This is a genomic window from Acidovorax sp. GW835-FHT14G06, from assembly GCF_058793595.1.
This window is the reverse complement of the sequence record NZ_JBXAGA010000002.1, coordinates 86,060-103,290: the sequence shown is the minus strand read 5'-3', so window position 1 is coordinate 103,290 and position 17,231 is coordinate 86,060. Positions and strand designations below refer to the sequence as shown.

Below are 17,231 nucleotides of genomic sequence, written 5' to 3'. Positions count from 1 at the left end.
CCATATCGTTCACTATATTTTTGATAGCTACTCAGGCATGTAGATGTAGCGCTACAGGCGATTTATCCTCAAAATCGCCCGGGCATCACGCGTTGAAGGTACCTGTCAGCAGCTCTGGCAGGCGCTCCACCTTCATCTTGAAGCCGCAGGCCTGCGCATGGCCACCGCCGCCCATGCTTTCAGCCAGCGCGATGCAGTCAAAGTTGCGCTGCGCACGCAGCCCCACCTTCACGCCCTTTTCGCCTGCACTCCACATCAGCGCAAAGGTGCCCGTTTTGGCCGAGAGGATGTCGCCCACCAGGCTGTGGAACATGCCGGGGGCATTGACCATCAGGCCGGTGATGCCGTTGAACACCAGCGGCTGCGCGCCTTCGGCGATGTCGGCACAGAGCTTGCGGTACTTCTGGTCCATGGCCTCGCCGCGCACCATGAACTGTTGGAGCTGCTCGGGCGTGAAGTCGGCAATCTCGCGCCAGCGCGCAAAGCCTTGCTCTTCCATGTCCAGGGCTGACAGGAAGGCAGCGCTCTCGGCAAACTCCCACTTCCAGATGTCGCGGTCTTCCACGTATTTGAACAGGGCAGGCATCGGTTCGTGCGGATGGAAAAACTCCCACGCCAGCCGCGCGCCCGACTTGTTCATGTCGAAGTGCACCACACCGCAGCGGCAGGCAAAGCCGGTGAGCTTTTCGGCCGCGCTCTTGTGGTGGTCCAGCATGACCAGCTTGGCGGCGCGCTCGTCGATGGCGGCCATCACCTCGTTGGCAAACGAGAAGTCGAGGATGTAGACCGCGCGGCCTTGCAGGGGCGGCAGGTCGTCCACGGTCTTGACATCACCGTGGTCCAGCCCCACGTATTCAGCCTGGTCGCCGTAGTACAGCCATGCCGCCAGCGCCGCGCCAAAGCCATCGGGGCAGTTGCGCCCGTGATACAGGATCAGCGGTGCGGGGTCGTTCTTGTCGGGGGCAACCAGCAGTTGCAAGGGGAGTATGGTTTTCTTCGTCATGGCCCCCGATTGTCGCCGGGGCTTTGTGCCGCAGCGAGCGCAACGTGCGCAGCCAGCACACGTCAGCGGAACCAACCCCATCCCCAACGCCTCCACCCTACTGACGCAGCCAGCAAACCACACGATGTTCCAAGCCCTCAAAGACCTGCTTGAAAGCCTCACCCCGTTCAACCCCGTGCCATCTCCTGCAGAGCGTGCGCGGTCTGTGCAACTGGCAGCCGCCGTGTTGCTGGTGGAGGTGGTACGGACCCAGTCGGCGGTGGGCGATGCGGAGCGCAGCGTGATGCAGACTGCACTGCACCGGCAATTTGCACTAAGTGACGATGAACTGCAGCGCCTGCTGGAACAGGCCGCAGCCACCTCCAGAACCGCCTACGACTACCAGCGCTTCACCAGCCAGCTGAACGAGCATTTCACGCAGGACGAGAAAATCCAGCTCGTTGAAGCCATGTGGCAGGTCGCCTACGCGGACGCACGCCCGGACGAGAACGAGATGCACACCATCAGCAAGGTGGCCGGCCTGCTGCATGTGACGCACGGCGAGTACATCGGCGCCAAGCTCAGGGCGAAAGAAACGGCACACGCCGGCCAGTCGCCCCATTGAGACGGACGCGGCCCCGGTGTGCGCCGCAGCGCACGGGTGGCGTCCCTTGGGGAAAGGACGCCAAGCAACCCGGGGGCTAAATGGGCAACCAGCGCCACCAGAACGGCTTGCGCTCTTCCTTGGCGCCTTGCGCCTGTAGCAAGGCGATGAACTCGGTGCGCCGGTAGCGGCGCGCGGCCTCCAACGGGGTCATGTCGTCGAAGTCCGACCGCAGCCCCGGGTCAGCCCCATGCGCCAGAAGGTAGTGAGCGATCTCGTGGTGGCCGTGGATCAGGCTCGCCACCAACGGCGTGCAAAGGATCTCGGGATGCTGGTAGTTGGGGTTCACGCCTGCACTGATGTGGTGGCGCACCAGCGCCAGGTCGCCCGCCACGGCGGCGGCGTACATGTCTTTCCAGTCTCCAGCGGACATACCTGGGCATCCTTTGCAAGGGTTGAACGGGGCCAGTGTAGGCAGCGGGGCGTGCGGCACAATCCGCGCCTTCCCCTAGGAATCCTCTGCACGAATCAGCGCGCCGTGTGCATCAGCGGCCTCGGGCGGTCTGCTGCGTTGCAAATACTCGCAATAGCTACGGCTATTGCTGCGTTTTGCGCCTTGCAGCCCCTCCCGATCCGCTGCGCTCACTTGGCCAGCGAGATTCGTGCAGAGGATCCCTAGCCCGCGATGGCGCACACACATTCCTCCATGCCCCCTCCCCTGCACATCCTCTGGCGCGACGAGCACTTGGTGGCCGTGTACAAGCCCGCAGGCTGGCTGGTGCACCGCACGGGGCTGGACGCGGGCGAGACGCGGTTTGTGATGCAGACCCTGCGCGACCAGCTGGGCCAACATGTGTTCCCCGTGCACCGGCTCGACAAGGGCACCTGCGGCGTGCTGGTGATGGCGTTGCACAGCGATGCGGCGCGCGCGCTGTCGCAGGCGTTTGAGCATGGCGCCACGCACAAGCGCTACCTGGCGATGGTGCGCGGCTGGGCACCTGAGGCCATCGAGGTGGACCACGCCTTGAAGCCTGACGATGCGCCTGCGGATGCCGCCGTACAGGACGCCCACACACGCTTTCGGCGGCTGGCGCAGCTCACATTGCCCGAGGCCAGCGATGCGCGTTTTGCCACCACCCGTGCCTCGCTGGTCGAGGCCCTCCCGACCACGGGGCGGCGCCACCAGATCCGCCGCCACCTCAAGCACCTGGCGCACCCCATCATTGGCGATGCCACGCATGGCAAGGGCCCGCTCAACCGCTGGTGGGCCGAGCGGCTGGGCCAGCAGCGGCTGTGGCTGCATGCCTGGCAGCTCACGGTGCCGCACCCTGTGACGGGGGCGGCGATGACCTTCGACAGCGGGCTGCGTTGGCCGGGACCCGCGGACTTGGACTGCGGGCACGCCCCCGCCGACGATTCCAACGCGCACCCCAGCGCCGACTGGCAGCGCCTGTTGGCACGGCTGCCCTGGGACGAGACACACGCCTTGCCCCCGTAACGCGGGCGACACGACGACGGCCTGCCCGTCGAAATAATGGACGCTCCCAAAATCAGGAGACTTTGTCCATGACCGCACCCGCCACCAACCGCGTCCTTGCCCACACCGGTGCGCGCTACCCCATCATCCAGGCACCCATGGGCTGGATCGCGCGCACGCAGCTGGCCTCGGCGGTGTCCCGCGCTGGGGGCCTGGGCATCATCGAGACCTCGTCGGGCGAAACCGCCAACTGCCAGGCCGAGATCACCAAGATGAGCGCGCTGGGCCTGCCGTTTGGCGTGAACCTGCCCATCCGCTTTTTGAAGGACGACGCCATGCTGCGCTTTGTGTGCGCGTCGGGCGTGAAGTTTGTGACCACCTCAGCGGGTAGCCCTGCCAAGTTCATTGCGCCGCTCAAGGATGCGGGCATCACCGTGTACCACGCGGTGCCCACGGTGGATGCTGCGCTCAAATGTGTGGACGCAGGCATTGACGGCCTGGTGGTGGAAGGCGGTGAAGGCGGCGGCTTCAAGAACCCAGAAGAAGTCTCCACCCTGGTCCTGCTGCAGGCCATCCGGGCGCGGGTGGACGTGCCGCTGGTGGCGGCAGGTGGCATCTGCGACGGGCGCGGCATGGCCGCAGCCTTTGCGCTGGGCGCCGAGGCGGTGCAGATGGGCACACGTTTTGTGAGCTGCGCCGAAAGCCCCGTGCACGCCAACTACAAGAACGCCATCGTCGATGCGGGCGTGACCGGCACCTGGATGCTCAACACCAAGGCCAGCCCCTGCATCCGCGCGCTCAAGTCGCAGCGCACCCAGGCCATCCACGAGGAAGGCCTCATGCCCGCCGACAGCTTTTCGGGCATCCAGCGCGTGTACTTTGACGGTGACATGGAGGCAGCCCCGGCACTGGCGGGGCAGACGGCCGGGCTCATCGATTCCGTCAAGACCGCGCAGCAGATCATTGAGGACACCGTGGCGGAGTTTTTTGCCATCAGCCAGCGCATGGGTGCCATGGGCATGGCGCGCACGTTTGGCTGAAGAACGCGGCGGTTCGGCCAGCCACGCCTGTGGCCTACGCTGCCTTGGCCCCCAGCGCGCACATGCGCGCCTTCCACTTGGCAACCCCACCGTCGCCCAGTTGCTCCACGCTGCCCACCAGCGTCTCGCGCACCGGCGCAATGCTCACAAAGCCCGGGATATTGCGCTCCAGCGACTTCACGCTGTGCGCGCGGAAGTACCAGCGGTAGACCAGCGCCGGCATGCCCATGGTGACCACCACCCGCGCACTGCGTCCTGTGAGCCCCTTGCGGACAAAGGGGTTGCTGCCTTCGGGGCTGAAGGCAAGACCGGGCCGTGCCACCTGCTCCAGAAAAACCTTGAGCAAGGCGGGCATGTCGCCCAGCCACAGTGGAAAGAACAGCCCGATGTGCTGAGCCAAGCCGATGTCCGCCTGCGCAGGCTTGAGAGACGCAGGCACCAGGCCCAGCTCCACCTCCACCGTGGTCGGCTGGGCGCACTGCCCGGTGTTTCCGTTGATGGACGCATCCCCTGAAGCAGACCGCCACGCAAAACAAGCTGCGCTGCGGTCCGCGGCACTACACCGCCACCCGCTGCGCTACACTTTTTGCCCCTGTTCTGCGCGTCGGCCGCCATGGCACCGACGCTCTCCTTTTTTCATGCAACGGCCAATGCCCTCCTTAGAGCCCTCCCTGTTCGGCAGATGTGAGCACCATTCCACACCCCACGCCTTGTCGGCCATGGCGCACGCCCCGCAGCCTCTGAGGCATACCCATGGCTGACAACGCCTCCTCCCAGTCCTCAGCATCGCCCGCCCCAGCCACACAGGCTGCATCGTCCAGCAACCTGCGCGGCGTCATCGCCATGGTGGCTGCGGTGGGCTTCTTTTCGCTGATGGATGCGCTGCTCAAGACGCTGACCGCCCACTACCCGGCCATGCAGGTAGCGGCGCTGCGGGGCTGGGCCGCGCTGCCGCTGGTGGCCCTGTATGTGCTGTGGCGTGGCGAGGTGCCCCGGCTGCTGAAAGTGCGCTGGCCCCTGCACCTGCTTCGTGGCGGACTCAACGTGGCCATGCTGGCACTGTTTGCATTTGCCATCCGCGAACTGGCGCTGGCAGAGGCCTACACGCTGTTCTTCATTGCCCCACTGCTGATCACAGCGCTGTCCACCGTGGTGCTGCGCGAAAAGGTGCGCCCTGCCCACTGGGTCGCCATTGCGCTGGGCATGGTGGGCGTGCTGGTGGCCCTGCGGCCCAACCAGGAGGCGTTCTTTACCCTGGGCGCGCTGGCCGTGCTGGCGGCAGCCACCTGCTATGCGGTGTCGGCCATCACGGGCCGCATGCTCACCCGCACCGACTCCAGCGCCAGCCTGGTGTTCTGGACGACCACGTTGCTGGCACTGGGCGCAGGCACGCTGGCCTGGCCTCAATGGGTGGGCGTGGCGCAGGCCCATTGGCCGCTGGTGGCGGGACTGGCCGTCACGGGGTTTGCGGGCCAGCTGGCGATCACCGAGGCGTTTCGCCATGGACAGGCCTCGGTGGTGGCGCCGTTTGAATACACGGCGCTGGCCTGGGGCATGGGGCTGGACTGGGTGCTGTGGCAGACGGTGCCGGGCTACAGCACGCTGCTGGGCGGCGCCATCATCATCGGCAGCGGGCTGTACCTGGTGCGCCAGGAACGCACACAGGCAGTGGTGCCACCCTGACCGACAGCAGCGGGTGCGAGACCGGCCACTTGCCGTCGCACCGGCGCGGCATGCGCTGACACGGCAGTCAGGCAGTTCGCCCTGTAATGAAGCGATGACCACAGCGGCACTGCCGCAAGGAAATCGCCATGACGCAACACGCCACCGTACACGGCCACGTGACCTACACCCCGGGCGACGGCGCCCCCATTGCCATCCCCGAGGGCCCGATCGAGGTGACCACCAGCGCGGACAGCACCACGCTGAGCTGGTCGGTCGAAGAGGATATCGCCGGCTCTGCTGCGCTGCCGCCCGACCAGTTCAACCAGTACGTCAAGGACGGGAAGATCCGTTTCAAGAAATAGTCCGGGCGCCCATGCCCCGGCAACCTGCCGCCCCAGCCTGATCAGATCGGCCGCGTGAGATACACCGCCTCTCGGCCCACGATGGGTTCGCGGGTGGGCATGAGGATGGTGCAGTCGTCGCACAGCGCGCGGATTTCATGCGGACCATCGGTGGCGATGAGGTCGCCCTTGGCAAACACCTCAAACCCTTGCACGGACCGTGTGAAGCGGAAGTCGTTCGTGCGCACCATGCAGGTCTCCAGCAGCTCGTAGCGGCGCTGTTCGGCGGGCTTGGGCTGATCGGCTACCGGGGCGATGAGGCCGAAGTGCGCCAGAAAGTCCAGCGCCACGGCCGTGGCCATGTCGGCCGCCGACTGGCGGAAGTGCTGGCCACATTCCACCACCAGTGCCACCCCATCTCCGTCGGCCTGCCCGTGGCGACCGTGCTGGATGAGCGGCGTGCCCGAGCCCAGGCCGCTGGGCATCACCAGGTGCACCGGCGGGCGGCCGATGGCCAGCGCCACCTCAGCATTGCGCGGGTAGGCTGGGTACACCCAGAACGGCTGCACGTCCTGGCTGGTGGAATGGATGTCGAGGATGTGATCGGCCACAGCCACCACGGGGCGCAGGATGCGGGCGCGCTGCAGCTCGGGGCTGTCCGCCGTGCCGTCCAGCTCGGCCGCCGACCAGATGCGGTTGAGGTTGTGCACCAGCTGGCGGCTCTCGAATGGGCGGGTCTCGTCAAACGATTCGTACGCAGCCACGTTGGCAAAGCTGATGGTCAGCGTGCCGATGAGGGGGCGCACAGCCGTGTCCAGAAGGTGGGTGGCCGCCACCATGCCGCAGATCTCGTTGCCGTGCGTGAGTGCATTGATGAGCACATGCGGTCCGGGCTTGCCCGACTCGAAGCGGTGCACGTAGTCGATGCCGACATTGCCCTGGCGGTAGGCAGAGAGGTCGCGGGGGAGGACTTCAAAAACAGGGGGGTTCTGCGTCATGGCGATGAATTAATAAGATGACACATCATTGTCAGCGCAAAGCAGGATCGTTGCTGGGCGCGGTGTACCATGCCCGCCGGTTGAGTCCCTCCTGCGCCCCGCCCCATGCCCACTGCCCGACTTTGCCCGCTGGCCGATGTGGCCCACCGCATTCCCCCCGACAGCTGGATGGCAGAGCGTCTGGCGCAGGACCCTGAGGCCCTGGCCGATGAAACCGCGCTGTGGATCACAGGCGACGCGCACTGGCCTGCGCTGCACCTCAACGCCCCCCTGGCCCAGGGCAGCCCGCTGCGCCAATGGCTGCAAGAGCAACCCGACGGCCCCAATGAGGCCTCCGTACCCCGTGCGCCCTTTGTGATCGTGGTGGATGGAGATCTGCGCATCGACGGCGCCTTGACCAGCGCCGACACCGATGGCACGACGCACCTGGTCGTCAACGGTAACATGCATGTGCAGAACGCCGTGATCGGCGGACAGCTGGTGTGTGTGCAAGGTGCACTGCAGGTGCATGACCTGCTTTGGGGCCACTACAACCATGGCGAGCTGCGCGTGCGTGGTGGGCTGCAAGCCCGGGTGGCGCTGTTCACCGACGAGTACCACGTAGACATCACAGACCCAGAACAGGTGGAGTTTTTGCTGGACGAGGTGCGCGGTGTGCCGCACCGTGCGGAGTTCTCGGCCGAAATCGTGCGTGCCGTGTTCGCCCCCGAGTTCCACGAGGGCGTAGATGCCGGCGAAGACGGCCTGGCCGCCATGATCAGCCGCCGCCAGGTGCTGGCCGCCGTGCGGGCAGGCCAGAGCGCGGTGCGCAGCAGCGCAGACATCCACGCCGACCAGCCTGTGGCCGACGACCTGTGCGCCGACAACTCCATCAGCATCGAGAACATCCTGGCCGTGGTGCACACGCCAGTGATTGCGCACAAGGAGCACAAGGCCTACGGCTGGTTCCAGCAGACCGATTTTTCGCTCTGCCAGCGGCACGTGGACGACGAGGGTGATGCGCGGGACGACAACGTGTTCATCACGGTGTGGAAAACCTGGGACTTCTACCTGTCGGTGGAGCAGGTGCCCGCGCCGCGCAACTGGCTGGAGCGCCTGGCCACCAAGCTGTGGCGCCACGCGGCCCCCACGGTAGCGCAGCGCACGCTGCTGTACCGCCGCTACACACAGGGCGAGCCTGGGGACTGGCAGGTGCTGCCCCCCCCCAAGGAACCCGGTCACGACCCCAACGTCTGGAAGGCCTGCGAACACGCCTGGCACGGTGTGCTGGACTATGTGCGCAAGGCCGTGGGCCAGCACCGTGCGCGTTACCCCCTTTACCAACGCCTGCAAGCCACGATGACGGCAGAGCACATCGAGGCCTTCACCAGCCTGCCCGTGTTCACCGAGCAGTACAACGACTGGTGGGACAGCGACCGCAACGGCTACTGGGAGGGCGAGGTCTGGGTGGGGGCGCGCCAGCCCTGCATGCACGACGGCGAACCCTGGGGCCGCGCGCTCAAGTACAGCTGGCGCAACGGTGACGACGCGCCGGGCGATGACGAAGACAACGCCCACAGCGCCTACCAGATCCATGTGGACGAGGCGCGCGAGGGGCCTGCCGCTGTCGAGTTCAGCTACACCCAGCGCCAGAGCGACGGCCGCGTGTCCCTGCCCCGCTGCGCCGCCGACCACATTGCACGCCTGCTGCGCTTTCATGGCTTGGTGCAGGCCCGCATCCGCGCTCGGCATCAAGAGGCGCAGGCCCAGCAGGCCGAGTCCCTCCGCATCGAAGCCGCCGTGCAACTGCTGGCCACCCCACCATTGCCCCCCGATCTACCCGATGCGGCCGTGTTTCCCGTCGAACTCATGACGCTGTCGGAGCAATGGCAGGCCGATGGGCAAGCCTACGTGGCGGCCATCCGCGCGCACCAGCTGGCCAACGATGCCCACCGCGCCGAGGCCTCGGCAACAGCCGGTGGCGGCGATGAGGACAACGGAGCAGAAGAACGCGACAACGCCCTGCCCGAAGACCCGCGCAAGGCCGATGCGCCCACCGTACTGCAACTGGCGCGGGTGGTGAGCCACTGGGCCGACGAAGAGCTTGCCACGCGGTTTCGCCAGCGCTTTGCCTTTGCTCCGGATGCCTATGTGGCGCGTGCCGCCCAGGCCGGCCAATTCATCGGCCCCGTATTTGTGCTGGACGATGACCGTGTGGTCGCCCGCATCGGCGCGGCCCATGACGGCGACGCCCGCTGGGCGTTGCTGCATGGCATAGAGCACACGCCCTTGCCCGCCATCCAGGGCCTGGGCCGCTCGCCCGATCGCCGGTGCTTTGCCCAATGCGACGGCCTGCACATCACCACCCACCACGGATGGAATGGCCCCGTGATTGCACAATTTGCCCTGCCGCGCGGCAACGAAGGCCTGCCCCCGCAGGTGCAGGTGTCGGCAGGCCCGCTGGGGCAGCGCTGCGATGAAATCATTCCCTTCAACGACGGCCAGCGCGTGCTGCTGCGCAACCCCACCGGGGTGTATCTACTGACCCGCACAGCTCAAGGCGCCGACAGCCCCATGCAACGTCTGCACCCGCAGACATTTGATGAAGACGGCCCTTACACCTGGCCCAAGAACCAGATGGATGATGAGGTGGGCGGTGCGACCGTGACAGTGCTGGCGCTGGACATGCTGCACATGGCCCTGTCGCCTGATGAGCGCCACATCGCCGTGGGCGACCAGGACAGTCGCCATATCCTGCTGGACACGCGTGGCGCTGTAGTGGCCGAGCGTGAGCCGCTATCTTCCTACCCCCACCACACAGTGTTCTCGCACGACAGCACACGCCTGTTTGCCAATTCGTGCCATCTGTACTGGGGCAGCACCTGCTCGATCCCCATCGGCACGGCACCGCAAGAAGCGGCCCATGAGGACACCCCACCACTGGACGAACGCTGCCGCGTATACGCCTCTGCCACCCTGCCCGGCCAGGTGATCCTGGGCGACGCTGATGGCTACCTGCACGCTTTCAGCGACGAGGGACAAGCCCTGTGGCGCCACCACATCGGCAGCACGATCAGCGCGATTGACATATCCCCGGATGGCGAAACCCTGTGGGCGGCCAGCTATGGTGGGTACCTGGTGCGGCTGCAGCGCAGCGAGGCGGGCATGGACCCATACTCCATTGGCACGTCACCGTATGTGGAGACGCGGCGGTGGATATTCTGGGGGGATGAGGTGGGGCCGGTGCGGTGGTAGCAGAGCAAGTCTGCCCACGGCGGCAACACCAGACTCTCATTCTGATCTGCAGGAAAACACATACCGACCACGTCCGTGAAAGCGCTGGAACACGGCCTCCCGCCCGCTTCCGCACGCTGCGTTGGCTCGGAGGTTCTTGACGTCTTCTTCTGTCGCAAAAGCGGGCCTGGCGATCTGCACGCCGAAGTCGTAAGACTCCACAACTCGCGGTTGGCAGCCTGTCGATGCCACCGCAATGGCCAAGCCCAATCCGGCCGCAAGAAGTCTCATGCAGATCTATTGCCCGCGCGGCGAAGAAGTGGCGTTGCATGAGTGGGCACCAACAAGTGCAGTGTCCAGGTTGCGTAGTTTGTGCCCAACCCAGCTGCGTGCCCCAGCGACAAAAATCTCACTGCGGCACCAACTCCACGCGCCGGTTCTTGGCCCTGCCCTCATCGCTGCTGTTGCTGGCTACAGGTGCGAGCGAAGCCACGCCGTTGCCCACCAGGCGGTTGGCGGCAATGCCGTAGTCCTTGGCCAGCACGGCGGCCACAGCATCGGCGCGGCGCTTGGACAGGGTCAGGTTGCTGTCGAATCCGCCCACGCTGTCGGTGTGACCCACCACGTGCAGCTTGACGGCAGGCTCGGCCTTCAGAAAGGCGGCGATCTGCTCCAGCGAGGGTTTGGACTCGGGCTTCACGTCGGCCTTGCCAGTGTCGAACAGGATGCCGTAGATGGCGACCTTGCCGTTGGCGGTGATGGACTTGCTGATGTCGGAGGCGCTGACCACCACCATGTTCTGCTCCATGGCCTTGGACTCCAGGATGTCCACGGCGATATAGGCCCCCTGCCTGGATTTGTAGGTGGCGTCTTCCTTGGGCCAGTCGATGGAGACGAGGCGCACGGTGGTGTTGCCCTTCTGGAAGGTGCCGGTGCGCACGGTGCTGGCATCGGCGCCATACATCACGTATTCGCTGCGGTTGTTCTTGATGAAGTCGCGCTGGCCGCTGCTGAAGTTGGCCAAAAAGTTGGTGTAGTTGCCCGCAGCGCCGTCGCGGGTGGAGTCATACAGCACCGTGAAGCCGCTGGCGGTGAGGTCGTTGGCATAGTTGCGAAACAGCTCCAGCGACCGCGTGGCGCCGGGGGCCTCGTACCACAAGCGGGTGAGCTTGCCTTCCAGAGCGAGCGGCGGTTGCACATAGCGCCGCTTGTAGGTCTGCAGGTCGAACTCCTTGAACGTGGAAGTCTGGAACTCCACGGCGTCGAAGTTGCGCACCTCATAGCCCACGATGGTGCTGCCACCAAAACGCTTCACGGCGGGGTGGTCCTTGGCACCGGCAAGGTCCTGTGCAAACGTCGGCAACACGCTGACCGAGGCCAGGAACCCGAGGCACAGCGATGCGCCCCACTGACGAAACAGCTTCATGCTCATGGGCAATCTCCGGTTGAAAACACGCATCGCTAACTGGTGCGGCACCCGGCGCTGCGACAGGCGGCGGGCTCGCAACCATCATAGGCGAGCACCTGGAGACATACCACCCAACCTGCGTGCAGCGCCGTGGCGCAGAGACCCGTTTTTGCGAAATCCATCACAGTTTCACACCGGCTTGGTGTTTGACACCCCCCGCAGGATGCATGTCACCCGCCAAACGCCGAAGCGGATGCCAGCGAAAATTGCAGCCCAGGCCATGGCTCATGGCACGCGCGTTGCATGCGCCCCAAGCCTGCACCTGCACCCTCCATGACTTCATCCCCCCACTCAGCCTCCTCCCCCGCACGCACCCATCCAGAGGCACCGCCACCCGGCCCCCCCGGCATCAGCACTCCCGTGCTCTTGCTCATGGCCGTGGCTTGCGGCCTGTGTGCAGGCAGCAACTACTTCAACCAGCCGCTGCTGCACTCCATTGCCATGCAGCTGCAGGTGCGGGACGCGTCGGCGGCGCTCATCGTGACGCTGGCGCAGGTGGCGTACGCAGCAGGGCTGCTGCTGTTGGTGCCGCTGGGCGACCTGCTGGAGCGGCGGCGGCTCATCACCACGCTGATGCTGCTGGCAGCTCTGGGGCTGTTTACCAGCGGGTTCGCGCACAACTACGCCATGCTGGCGCTGGGCACGCTGCTCACTGGCCTGTTTTCGGTGGCGGCACAGGTGCTGGTGCCGCTGGCAGCCACCCTGGCAGCGCCGGGCCGCAGCGGCCGGGCCGTGGGGCTGGTGATGAGCGGGCTGCTGACCGGGATTCTGGCAGCGCGCAGTGTGGCGGGACTGCTTTCGGAGGTGGGCGGCTGGACGCTGGTGTACCGCGTGGCGGGCGTCGCCATGGTGGCCGTGGCGCTGGCGTTGTGGTGGGTGATGCCCGTGTCGCGCAATGCGGCCTCGGCTCAGACGCAGGGGTATGGGCAGGTCTTGCGGTCGCTGGGCACACTGGCGCTGCGCCACCCCCGGTTGCGCAGCCGGGCCTTGCTGGGCGGGTTGTCATTTGCCTCGGTCAGTGTGTTGTTCTCCACCATGGCGCTGCTGCTGGCGGGGCCTGCACACCGACTGAGCGACGCGGGCATCGGCCTGGTGGGGCTGGCGGGCGTGGCCGGTGCGCTCATGGCCAATGTGGCGGGCCGCATGGCCGACCGTGGGCAAGCGCAGGTGGCCACCACCGCATCGGTAGGTTTGCTGCTGCTGGGCTGGGGCGCGCTGTGGCTGGGCGCCAGCAGCCTGGTGTGGTTTGTGGTGGGCATGCTGGTGGCCGACCTGGCGCTGCAGGGTGTGCACATCAGCAACCAGAACGTGATCTACCGGCTGGACCCCACGGCCCGCGCGCGGCTGAACGCGGTGTACATGACCAGCTACTTTGTGGGCGCGGCCACGGGCTCGGCGATGGGGTCGGTGGCCTGGCTGTGGGGCGGCTGGAGCGCCACTTGCGCGCTGGGGATGGGCATTGCTGTGCTGAACGCACTGGCACTGGCCTGCGACCAGCGGCTGGCCGTGCAGGCGCGCAGTGATGCCGCACGGGGGGCCACGGAAGGCGCGGGCGCGTAGCCACCTGCAGCCGCCAACGACGCAATTTGTGACGTAACATCCTCGCACGGTCCCATCCCGAGACCTTTCAAGGAGGCCCCATGGCCAAAGGCGAACAGCGCAGCAACAAGATGGCGAAGAAACCCAAAAAGGACACCTCGCCGCCCAAGGAACACAGCGCATCGGACCGGCCCATGCCGCCGATGACCACCGTCCTGCCCAAGGGCAAAGACAAAAACAAGTAAGTCACGACAGCGCACCGCCTGGGCCAGGCGAATACGCTACCAAAACAATAGCTGCGGGCGCATATTGCATAAGCGCCTGCGGCTATTTTTTTCAAAAGCCGCAATAAGCAGCCCCTCATCCGGCGCGCACCGCCCCATGGCTCAGGCAGGCTGGGTCAACCGCGCCAGCCACTGGGCATCCGGCTCTGGCCGGCCAAACAGGTAGCCCTGGTACACGATGTCCGGCGCGCGCTGGCGCAGAAAGTCGGCCTGGGCATGGGTCTCCACCCCCTCGGCCACCACACGCAGGCCGAAGTGCCGGGCCACCGACAAGATGCCCTCGACCAGCACACCATCGTCGGCGTTGGTGGGTGCCTCGTGCACAAACGACCGGTCGATCTTGATCTCCTGGATGGGCAGGCGCTTGAGGTAGGCCAGCGATGAGTAGCCGGTGCCAAAGTCGTCCAGCGACATGTCCACGCCCAGCGCAGCCAGGGCGCGCATTTTGGCCACTGCATCATCAAAGTCATCGATCACCAGACCCTCGGTCACCTCCAGCGTGAGCAGCCGCGGGTCGGCCCCCGTGGCAGCCAGCACCGTCCGCAATTGCCCCACAAAACCCGCCTGCCGGAACTGCCGCGCACTGAGGTTGACCGACAGCCGCAACCGGCGTTCGCGGAACACCGGCTGCGCCAGCAGCGCACAGGCATGGGCCAGCACCCAATCGCCCAGGCTGACGATGAGGTCGGACTCCTCGGCCACTGGGATGAACACGCCCGGCGCCACCAGGCCGTCGCGCGGATGCTGCCAGCGCACCAGCACCTCGGCGCCTGTGACCTGGCCCGACACATCCACCTGCGACTGCAGGTGCAGCCGCAGCTCGCCTGCGCCAATGGCATGGCGCAGTTCGCGCTCCACCCGAAAGCGCTGCTCGGCGGCCTCGCCCATGCCCTGCTCAAAAAACGCAGCCCGTCCGCCCCCGGCCTGCTTGGCACGGTGCAGGGCGGTGCCCGCGCGCCGCAGCGCATCGTGTGCACCGTCGTCCGACGTTTGGGGGTACAGGGTGATGCCCACGCTGGCGCCCAGTTGGGCGTCCTGCGCATCGCCCTCCAGGCGCAGGGGGAGTAGCAAGGCTGTCTGCAGCTTTTCGGCAAAGGCCAGTGCGTGGCGGCCCGCCAGCGAGGCGTCAACCCCCAGGCCGTGAAGCACCACAGCAAACTCGTCACCCGCCACCCGCACCAGCAGGTCCTGGGGGGGCAGGATCTCGGACAGGCGCAGCGCCACGGCACACAGCAGGCGGTCGCCCATTTCGCTGCCGCGCGCGTCATTGAAGGTGGTGAACCGGTCCAGGTCCAGCAGCAGCAGGGCGTGCTGGGTGGACGGCGGACGGCCTGGACGCCCCCGCAGCGCATGCAGGCGCTCCATCAGCGTGGAGCGGTTGGGCAGGCTGGTGAGGCTGTCGAAATGCGCGAGGCGATGGATCTCGTCGGCAGCGCGCTTGCGCTCGGTGACGTCCTGCTTGAGTTCCACAAAGTGGCTCACGCGACCATCGGTCTGGCGGATGGGTGCCACCACCACAGACTCGATCAATGCCTGCCCGTCCTTGCGGTAGTTGACCTGCTCACCCGCCCAGCTGTCACCGCGCGCCAGCGTGCTGCGCAGGCCCTCGCGCTGCGCGGGCGCCAGGCCGTTGCTGGAATAGTCTGCCGAGGCGCGGCCCACCACCTCGTCGCGCGCGTAGCCCGTGCGGCGCACAAAGGCCTCGTTCACGTACTCGATGTCCTCGCGCAGATCGGTGATAACGATGGCCTCGGGACTTTGCTCCACGGCCCGCAACAGCTTGCGCAGCGACGCCTCGCTGGCCGCCAGGTTGGCCGCGGTCTGCTGGGCCTCGCGCACCCGGCTCATGTAGTTGCGGCGCGACAGCAGCGTGGCTGCAGCGGTCAGCACCAGGATGCCCGCGAGGTACACCGCACCCGCCACGCGGTTGGCCACCTGCACGGGCTTGAGCAGGCCCTGAACGTCCGCCCAGATGAAGCCCAGGAACAGCAGGGCCGTGAGCCCCACAAGCGTCAGCGTGGCACGCGCGCCCAGCAGCCATCCGGCCAGCACGATGATCACGGGATAGTTCAGCAGGTTGGGGCCGTTCACGCCGCCATTGCGAGCCGCCACCAGCGACACCGATACCCACACGCCCCACACCAGCAGATGGATGGCCAGCGTCCACCGACGCCAGCGCGCCAGCAGGAGCGCCGTGCCGCCAATGCAGCCGGCGACAAAGTTGAGCGCCACGCGCACCGGCTGCACAGGCTGGTCCCACAGCAGCAGCAAGCCGATGACAAAACCCAGCAACATCACGGACCAGCCCGCTACGCGCACCAGGTGGCGCGTTGTAGCGTCTTCGTGGTCTGGCAGCGGAACAACGGGGGCTTCGGCCATGGCGACGGAAATTGCGGGGGAGGAAACCATCGTAACCGCAGGCATAGAAAACGCCTATGAACAAAACGCCGCTGGCGTGGCTGCGGCGCCCATCCATCGGCATCTGCATCGGTGTCACCAGGAACCGTCGCCAGCTTCGTCCCAGAATGGCCGCCGCAGCCTACAGGCCCGCAGGCGCAGGCCTGGTCAATCAGTCCGCGTCGCTGTCCGGCGCAGGCTCGCGCACGCCGGAGCCCTTGCCCTTGGCTTTGGCGCGCGCATCCTTTTTGGCTTGGCGCTTGGCATCTTCGGCCAGACCCGCAACGCGCCAGCCCTCAAACTCGGTGGGTGTCTCCAGCGTGATGCGGCCCAGGATGGCGGTGCGAAAGTCCGTCATCACAATCTCGGCCGTCTTTTGCAGGTTGACCCGGCCACCGCCCAGCATGGCTCCGCGTTTACGGCCGATGGCTTCGAGCAGTTCTTCGTCGTGCATCTCGGCGACGGCGCCTGCAGGCAGACCCAGCTTGTAGCGCGTCTCCAGCAAGGGGGCGTAGTGTTTCTGAAGGCGGCGCAGCAGCTCCAGCGCCACCAGTTCTTCGTCATACGCATTGCGCCCCACGGCACCGCTGGCCGCCAGGTTGTAGCCACTTTCTGGCACCACAATGCGCGGCCACAGCATGCCGGGCGTGTCCCACAGATAAAAGTCGTCGGCCAGCGTGATGCGCTGCTCCAGCTTTGTGATACCCGCCTCGTCGCCCGTCTTGGCCTGGCGCTTGTTGCTGAGCGTGTTGATGAGCGTGGACTTGCCCACGTTGGGCACGCCGCATATCAGCACCCGCATGGGCTTGGCCATGCCGCCGCGGTTGGGCGACAGCAGGTGGCACGCGTCAATCAGCTTGCGCGTGGGGGCCGGGTCGGACGCATCGAGCGGCAAGGCGCGCGTGTCGCTCTGGGCGTTGTACCAGTCCACCCACAGCGCCGTGCGCTCGGGGTCGGCCACGTCCTGCTTGTTGAGCACCTTGAGCGTGGGCTTGTGGCCGGTGATCTCGGCCAGCAGCGGGTTGGCGCTGGAGCCGGGCAGGCGGGCGTCCAGCACCTCGATCACCACGTCAATGTCCTTGATGCGTTCGGTGATGGCTTTGCGGGTCAGATGCATGTGACCGGGGAACCACTGGATGGCCATGCGGGGGGGTACTTTCTTCTTGATTCAAAACGATCTGAGGGTGGCAAGGATAATCGCGGTCATCCCTTGCCCCGCGCCA

15 protein-coding genes are annotated in these 17,231 nt (G+C 66.3%); 8 read left to right on the top strand and 7 right to left on the bottom strand.

The window, feature by feature from the left end:
- Positions 1-85: 85 nt before the first annotated feature.
- Positions 86-1,003, bottom strand: a complete 918-nt coding sequence (locus AC1Q64_RS02905; protein WP_146871464.1) for a DHH family phosphoesterase — start codon at positions 1,001-1,003, stop codon at positions 86-88.
- A gap of 124 nt (positions 1,004-1,127) precedes the next feature.
- On the opposite strand from AC1Q64_RS02905, the gene AC1Q64_RS02900 reads away from it, so the two are divergent.
- Positions 1,128-1,607, top strand: a complete 480-nt coding sequence (locus tag AC1Q64_RS02900) for a tellurite resistance TerB family protein (protein ID WP_260667999.1) — start codon at positions 1,128-1,130, stop codon at positions 1,605-1,607.
- A 76-nt stretch (positions 1,608-1,683) separates the two neighbouring features.
- Here the strand turns inward: AC1Q64_RS02900 and AC1Q64_RS02895 are convergent, their stop codons facing one another.
- Positions 1,684-2,019, bottom strand: coding sequence for an ankyrin repeat domain-containing protein (locus AC1Q64_RS02895; protein WP_056064787.1), 336 nt, complete (start codon positions 2,017-2,019; stop codon positions 1,684-1,686).
- Between the two features lie 273 nt (positions 2,020-2,292).
- Between AC1Q64_RS02895 and AC1Q64_RS02890 the strand changes: the two genes are divergently transcribed.
- Both AC1Q64_RS02890 and AC1Q64_RS02885 read left to right on the top strand, forming a co-directional pair.
- Positions 2,293-3,084 carry a pseudouridine synthase gene (locus AC1Q64_RS02890; RefSeq protein ID WP_492250387.1) on the top strand — a complete coding sequence of 264 codons (792 nt, stop codon included), beginning with the start codon at positions 2,293-2,295 and terminating at the stop codon, positions 3,082-3,084.
- Positions 3,085-3,152: 68 nt separating this feature from the next.
- Entirely contained in the window at positions 3,153-4,103 is a 951-nt protein-coding gene (locus AC1Q64_RS02885; RefSeq protein ID WP_492250386.1) for an NAD(P)H-dependent flavin oxidoreductase, read from the top strand.
- A 34-nt stretch (positions 4,104-4,137) separates the two neighbouring features.
- Here AC1Q64_RS02885 and AC1Q64_RS02880 read toward each other — a convergent pair whose 3' ends face one another.
- A complete protein-coding gene (locus AC1Q64_RS02880; protein WP_492250385.1) occupies positions 4,138-4,563 on the bottom strand; it encodes an NAD(P)H-dependent oxidoreductase in 426 nt (141 codons plus the stop codon).
- Positions 4,564-4,856: 293 nt separating this feature from the next.
- Between AC1Q64_RS02880 and AC1Q64_RS02875 the strand changes: the two genes are divergently transcribed.
- Complete coding sequence (locus tag AC1Q64_RS02875) at positions 4,857-5,786, top strand: DMT family transporter (RefSeq protein ID WP_492250384.1); 930 nt, start codon at positions 4,857-4,859, stop codon at positions 5,784-5,786.
- Between the two features lie 128 nt (positions 5,787-5,914).
- Positions 5,915-6,130 carry a hypothetical protein gene (locus AC1Q64_RS02870; protein ID WP_492250383.1) on the top strand — a complete coding sequence of 72 codons (216 nt, stop codon included), beginning with the start codon at positions 5,915-5,917 and terminating at the stop codon, positions 6,128-6,130.
- A 41-nt stretch (positions 6,131-6,171) separates the two neighbouring features.
- Here the strand turns inward: AC1Q64_RS02870 and AC1Q64_RS02865 are convergent, their stop codons facing one another.
- Positions 6,172-7,107, bottom strand: a complete 936-nt coding sequence (locus AC1Q64_RS02865) for a M14 family metallopeptidase (protein ID WP_492250382.1) — start codon at positions 7,105-7,107, stop codon at positions 6,172-6,174.
- 105 nt (positions 7,108-7,212) lie between these two features.
- Between AC1Q64_RS02865 and AC1Q64_RS02860 the strand changes: the two genes are divergently transcribed.
- On the top strand, positions 7,213-10,341 hold the full coding sequence (locus AC1Q64_RS02860; protein WP_492250381.1) for a polymer-forming cytoskeletal protein: 3,129 nt from the start codon (positions 7,213-7,215) through the stop codon (positions 10,339-10,341).
- 388 nt (positions 10,342-10,729) lie between these two features.
- Here the strand turns inward: AC1Q64_RS02860 and AC1Q64_RS02855 are convergent, their stop codons facing one another.
- Complete coding sequence (locus AC1Q64_RS02855) at positions 10,730-11,752, bottom strand: OmpA family protein (RefSeq protein ID WP_291438788.1); 1,023 nt, start codon at positions 11,750-11,752, stop codon at positions 10,730-10,732.
- A gap of 309 nt (positions 11,753-12,061) precedes the next feature.
- Between AC1Q64_RS02855 and AC1Q64_RS02850 the strand changes: the two genes are divergently transcribed.
- Positions 12,062-13,348 carry an MFS transporter gene (locus tag AC1Q64_RS02850; RefSeq protein WP_492250380.1) on the top strand — a complete coding sequence of 429 codons (1,287 nt, stop codon included), beginning with the start codon at positions 12,062-12,064 and terminating at the stop codon, positions 13,346-13,348.
- 80 nt (positions 13,349-13,428) lie between these two features.
- Positions 13,429-13,572, top strand: a complete 144-nt coding sequence (locus tag AC1Q64_RS02845; RefSeq protein ID WP_274114443.1) for a hypothetical protein — start codon at positions 13,429-13,431, stop codon at positions 13,570-13,572.
- Positions 13,573-13,713: 141 nt separating this feature from the next.
- On the opposite strand, the gene AC1Q64_RS02840 is transcribed toward AC1Q64_RS02845, so the two are convergent.
- Together AC1Q64_RS02840 and ylqF are read right to left on the bottom strand one after the other, a co-directional pair.
- Positions 13,714-15,990, bottom strand: a complete 2,277-nt coding sequence (locus tag AC1Q64_RS02840) for a putative bifunctional diguanylate cyclase/phosphodiesterase (RefSeq protein ID WP_492250379.1) — start codon at positions 15,988-15,990, stop codon at positions 13,714-13,716.
- Positions 15,991-16,180: 190 nt separating this feature from the next.
- On the bottom strand, positions 16,181-17,152 hold the full coding sequence (gene ylqF, locus AC1Q64_RS02835; RefSeq protein WP_492250378.1) for a ribosome biogenesis GTPase YlqF: 972 nt from the start codon (positions 17,150-17,152) through the stop codon (positions 16,181-16,183).
- Positions 17,153-17,231: the final 79 nt, after the last annotated feature.

Bases quoted from the DNA above. Each gene is read 5' to 3' on its own strand.
- AC1Q64_RS02905 (WP_146871464.1), bottom strand. From the start codon at position 1,003: ATGACGAAGAAAACCATACTCCCCTTGCAACTGCTGGTTGCCCCCGAC.
- AC1Q64_RS02900 (WP_260667999.1), top strand. From the start codon at position 1,128: ATGTTCCAAGCCCTCAAAGACCTGCTTGAAAGCCTCACCCCGTTCAAC.
- AC1Q64_RS02895 (WP_056064787.1), bottom strand. From the start codon at position 2,019: ATGTCCGCTGGAGACTGGAAAGACATGTACGCCGCCGCCGTGGCGGGC.
- AC1Q64_RS02890 (WP_492250387.1), top strand. From the start codon at position 2,293: ATGCCCCCTCCCCTGCACATCCTCTGGCGCGACGAGCACTTGGTGGCC.
- AC1Q64_RS02885 (WP_492250386.1), top strand. From the start codon at position 3,153: ATGACCGCACCCGCCACCAACCGCGTCCTTGCCCACACCGGTGCGCGC.
- AC1Q64_RS02875 (WP_492250384.1), top strand. From the start codon at position 4,857: ATGGCTGACAACGCCTCCTCCCAGTCCTCAGCATCGCCCGCCCCAGCC.
- AC1Q64_RS02870 (WP_492250383.1), top strand. From the start codon at position 5,915: ATGACGCAACACGCCACCGTACACGGCCACGTGACCTACACCCCGGGC.
- AC1Q64_RS02865 (WP_492250382.1), bottom strand. From the start codon at position 7,107: ATGACGCAGAACCCCCCTGTTTTTGAAGTCCTCCCCCGCGACCTCTCT.
- AC1Q64_RS02860 (WP_492250381.1), top strand. From the start codon at position 7,213: ATGCCCACTGCCCGACTTTGCCCGCTGGCCGATGTGGCCCACCGCATT.
- AC1Q64_RS02855 (WP_291438788.1), bottom strand. From the start codon at position 11,752: ATGAGCATGAAGCTGTTTCGTCAGTGGGGCGCATCGCTGTGCCTCGGG.
- AC1Q64_RS02850 (WP_492250380.1), top strand. From the start codon at position 12,062: ATGACTTCATCCCCCCACTCAGCCTCCTCCCCCGCACGCACCCATCCA.
- AC1Q64_RS02845 (WP_274114443.1), top strand. From the start codon at position 13,429: ATGGCCAAAGGCGAACAGCGCAGCAACAAGATGGCGAAGAAACCCAAA.
- AC1Q64_RS02840 (WP_492250379.1), bottom strand. From the start codon at position 15,990: ATGGCCGAAGCCCCCGTTGTTCCGCTGCCAGACCACGAAGACGCTACA.
- ylqF (WP_492250378.1), bottom strand. From the start codon at position 17,152: ATGGCCATCCAGTGGTTCCCCGGTCACATGCATCTGACCCGCAAAGCC.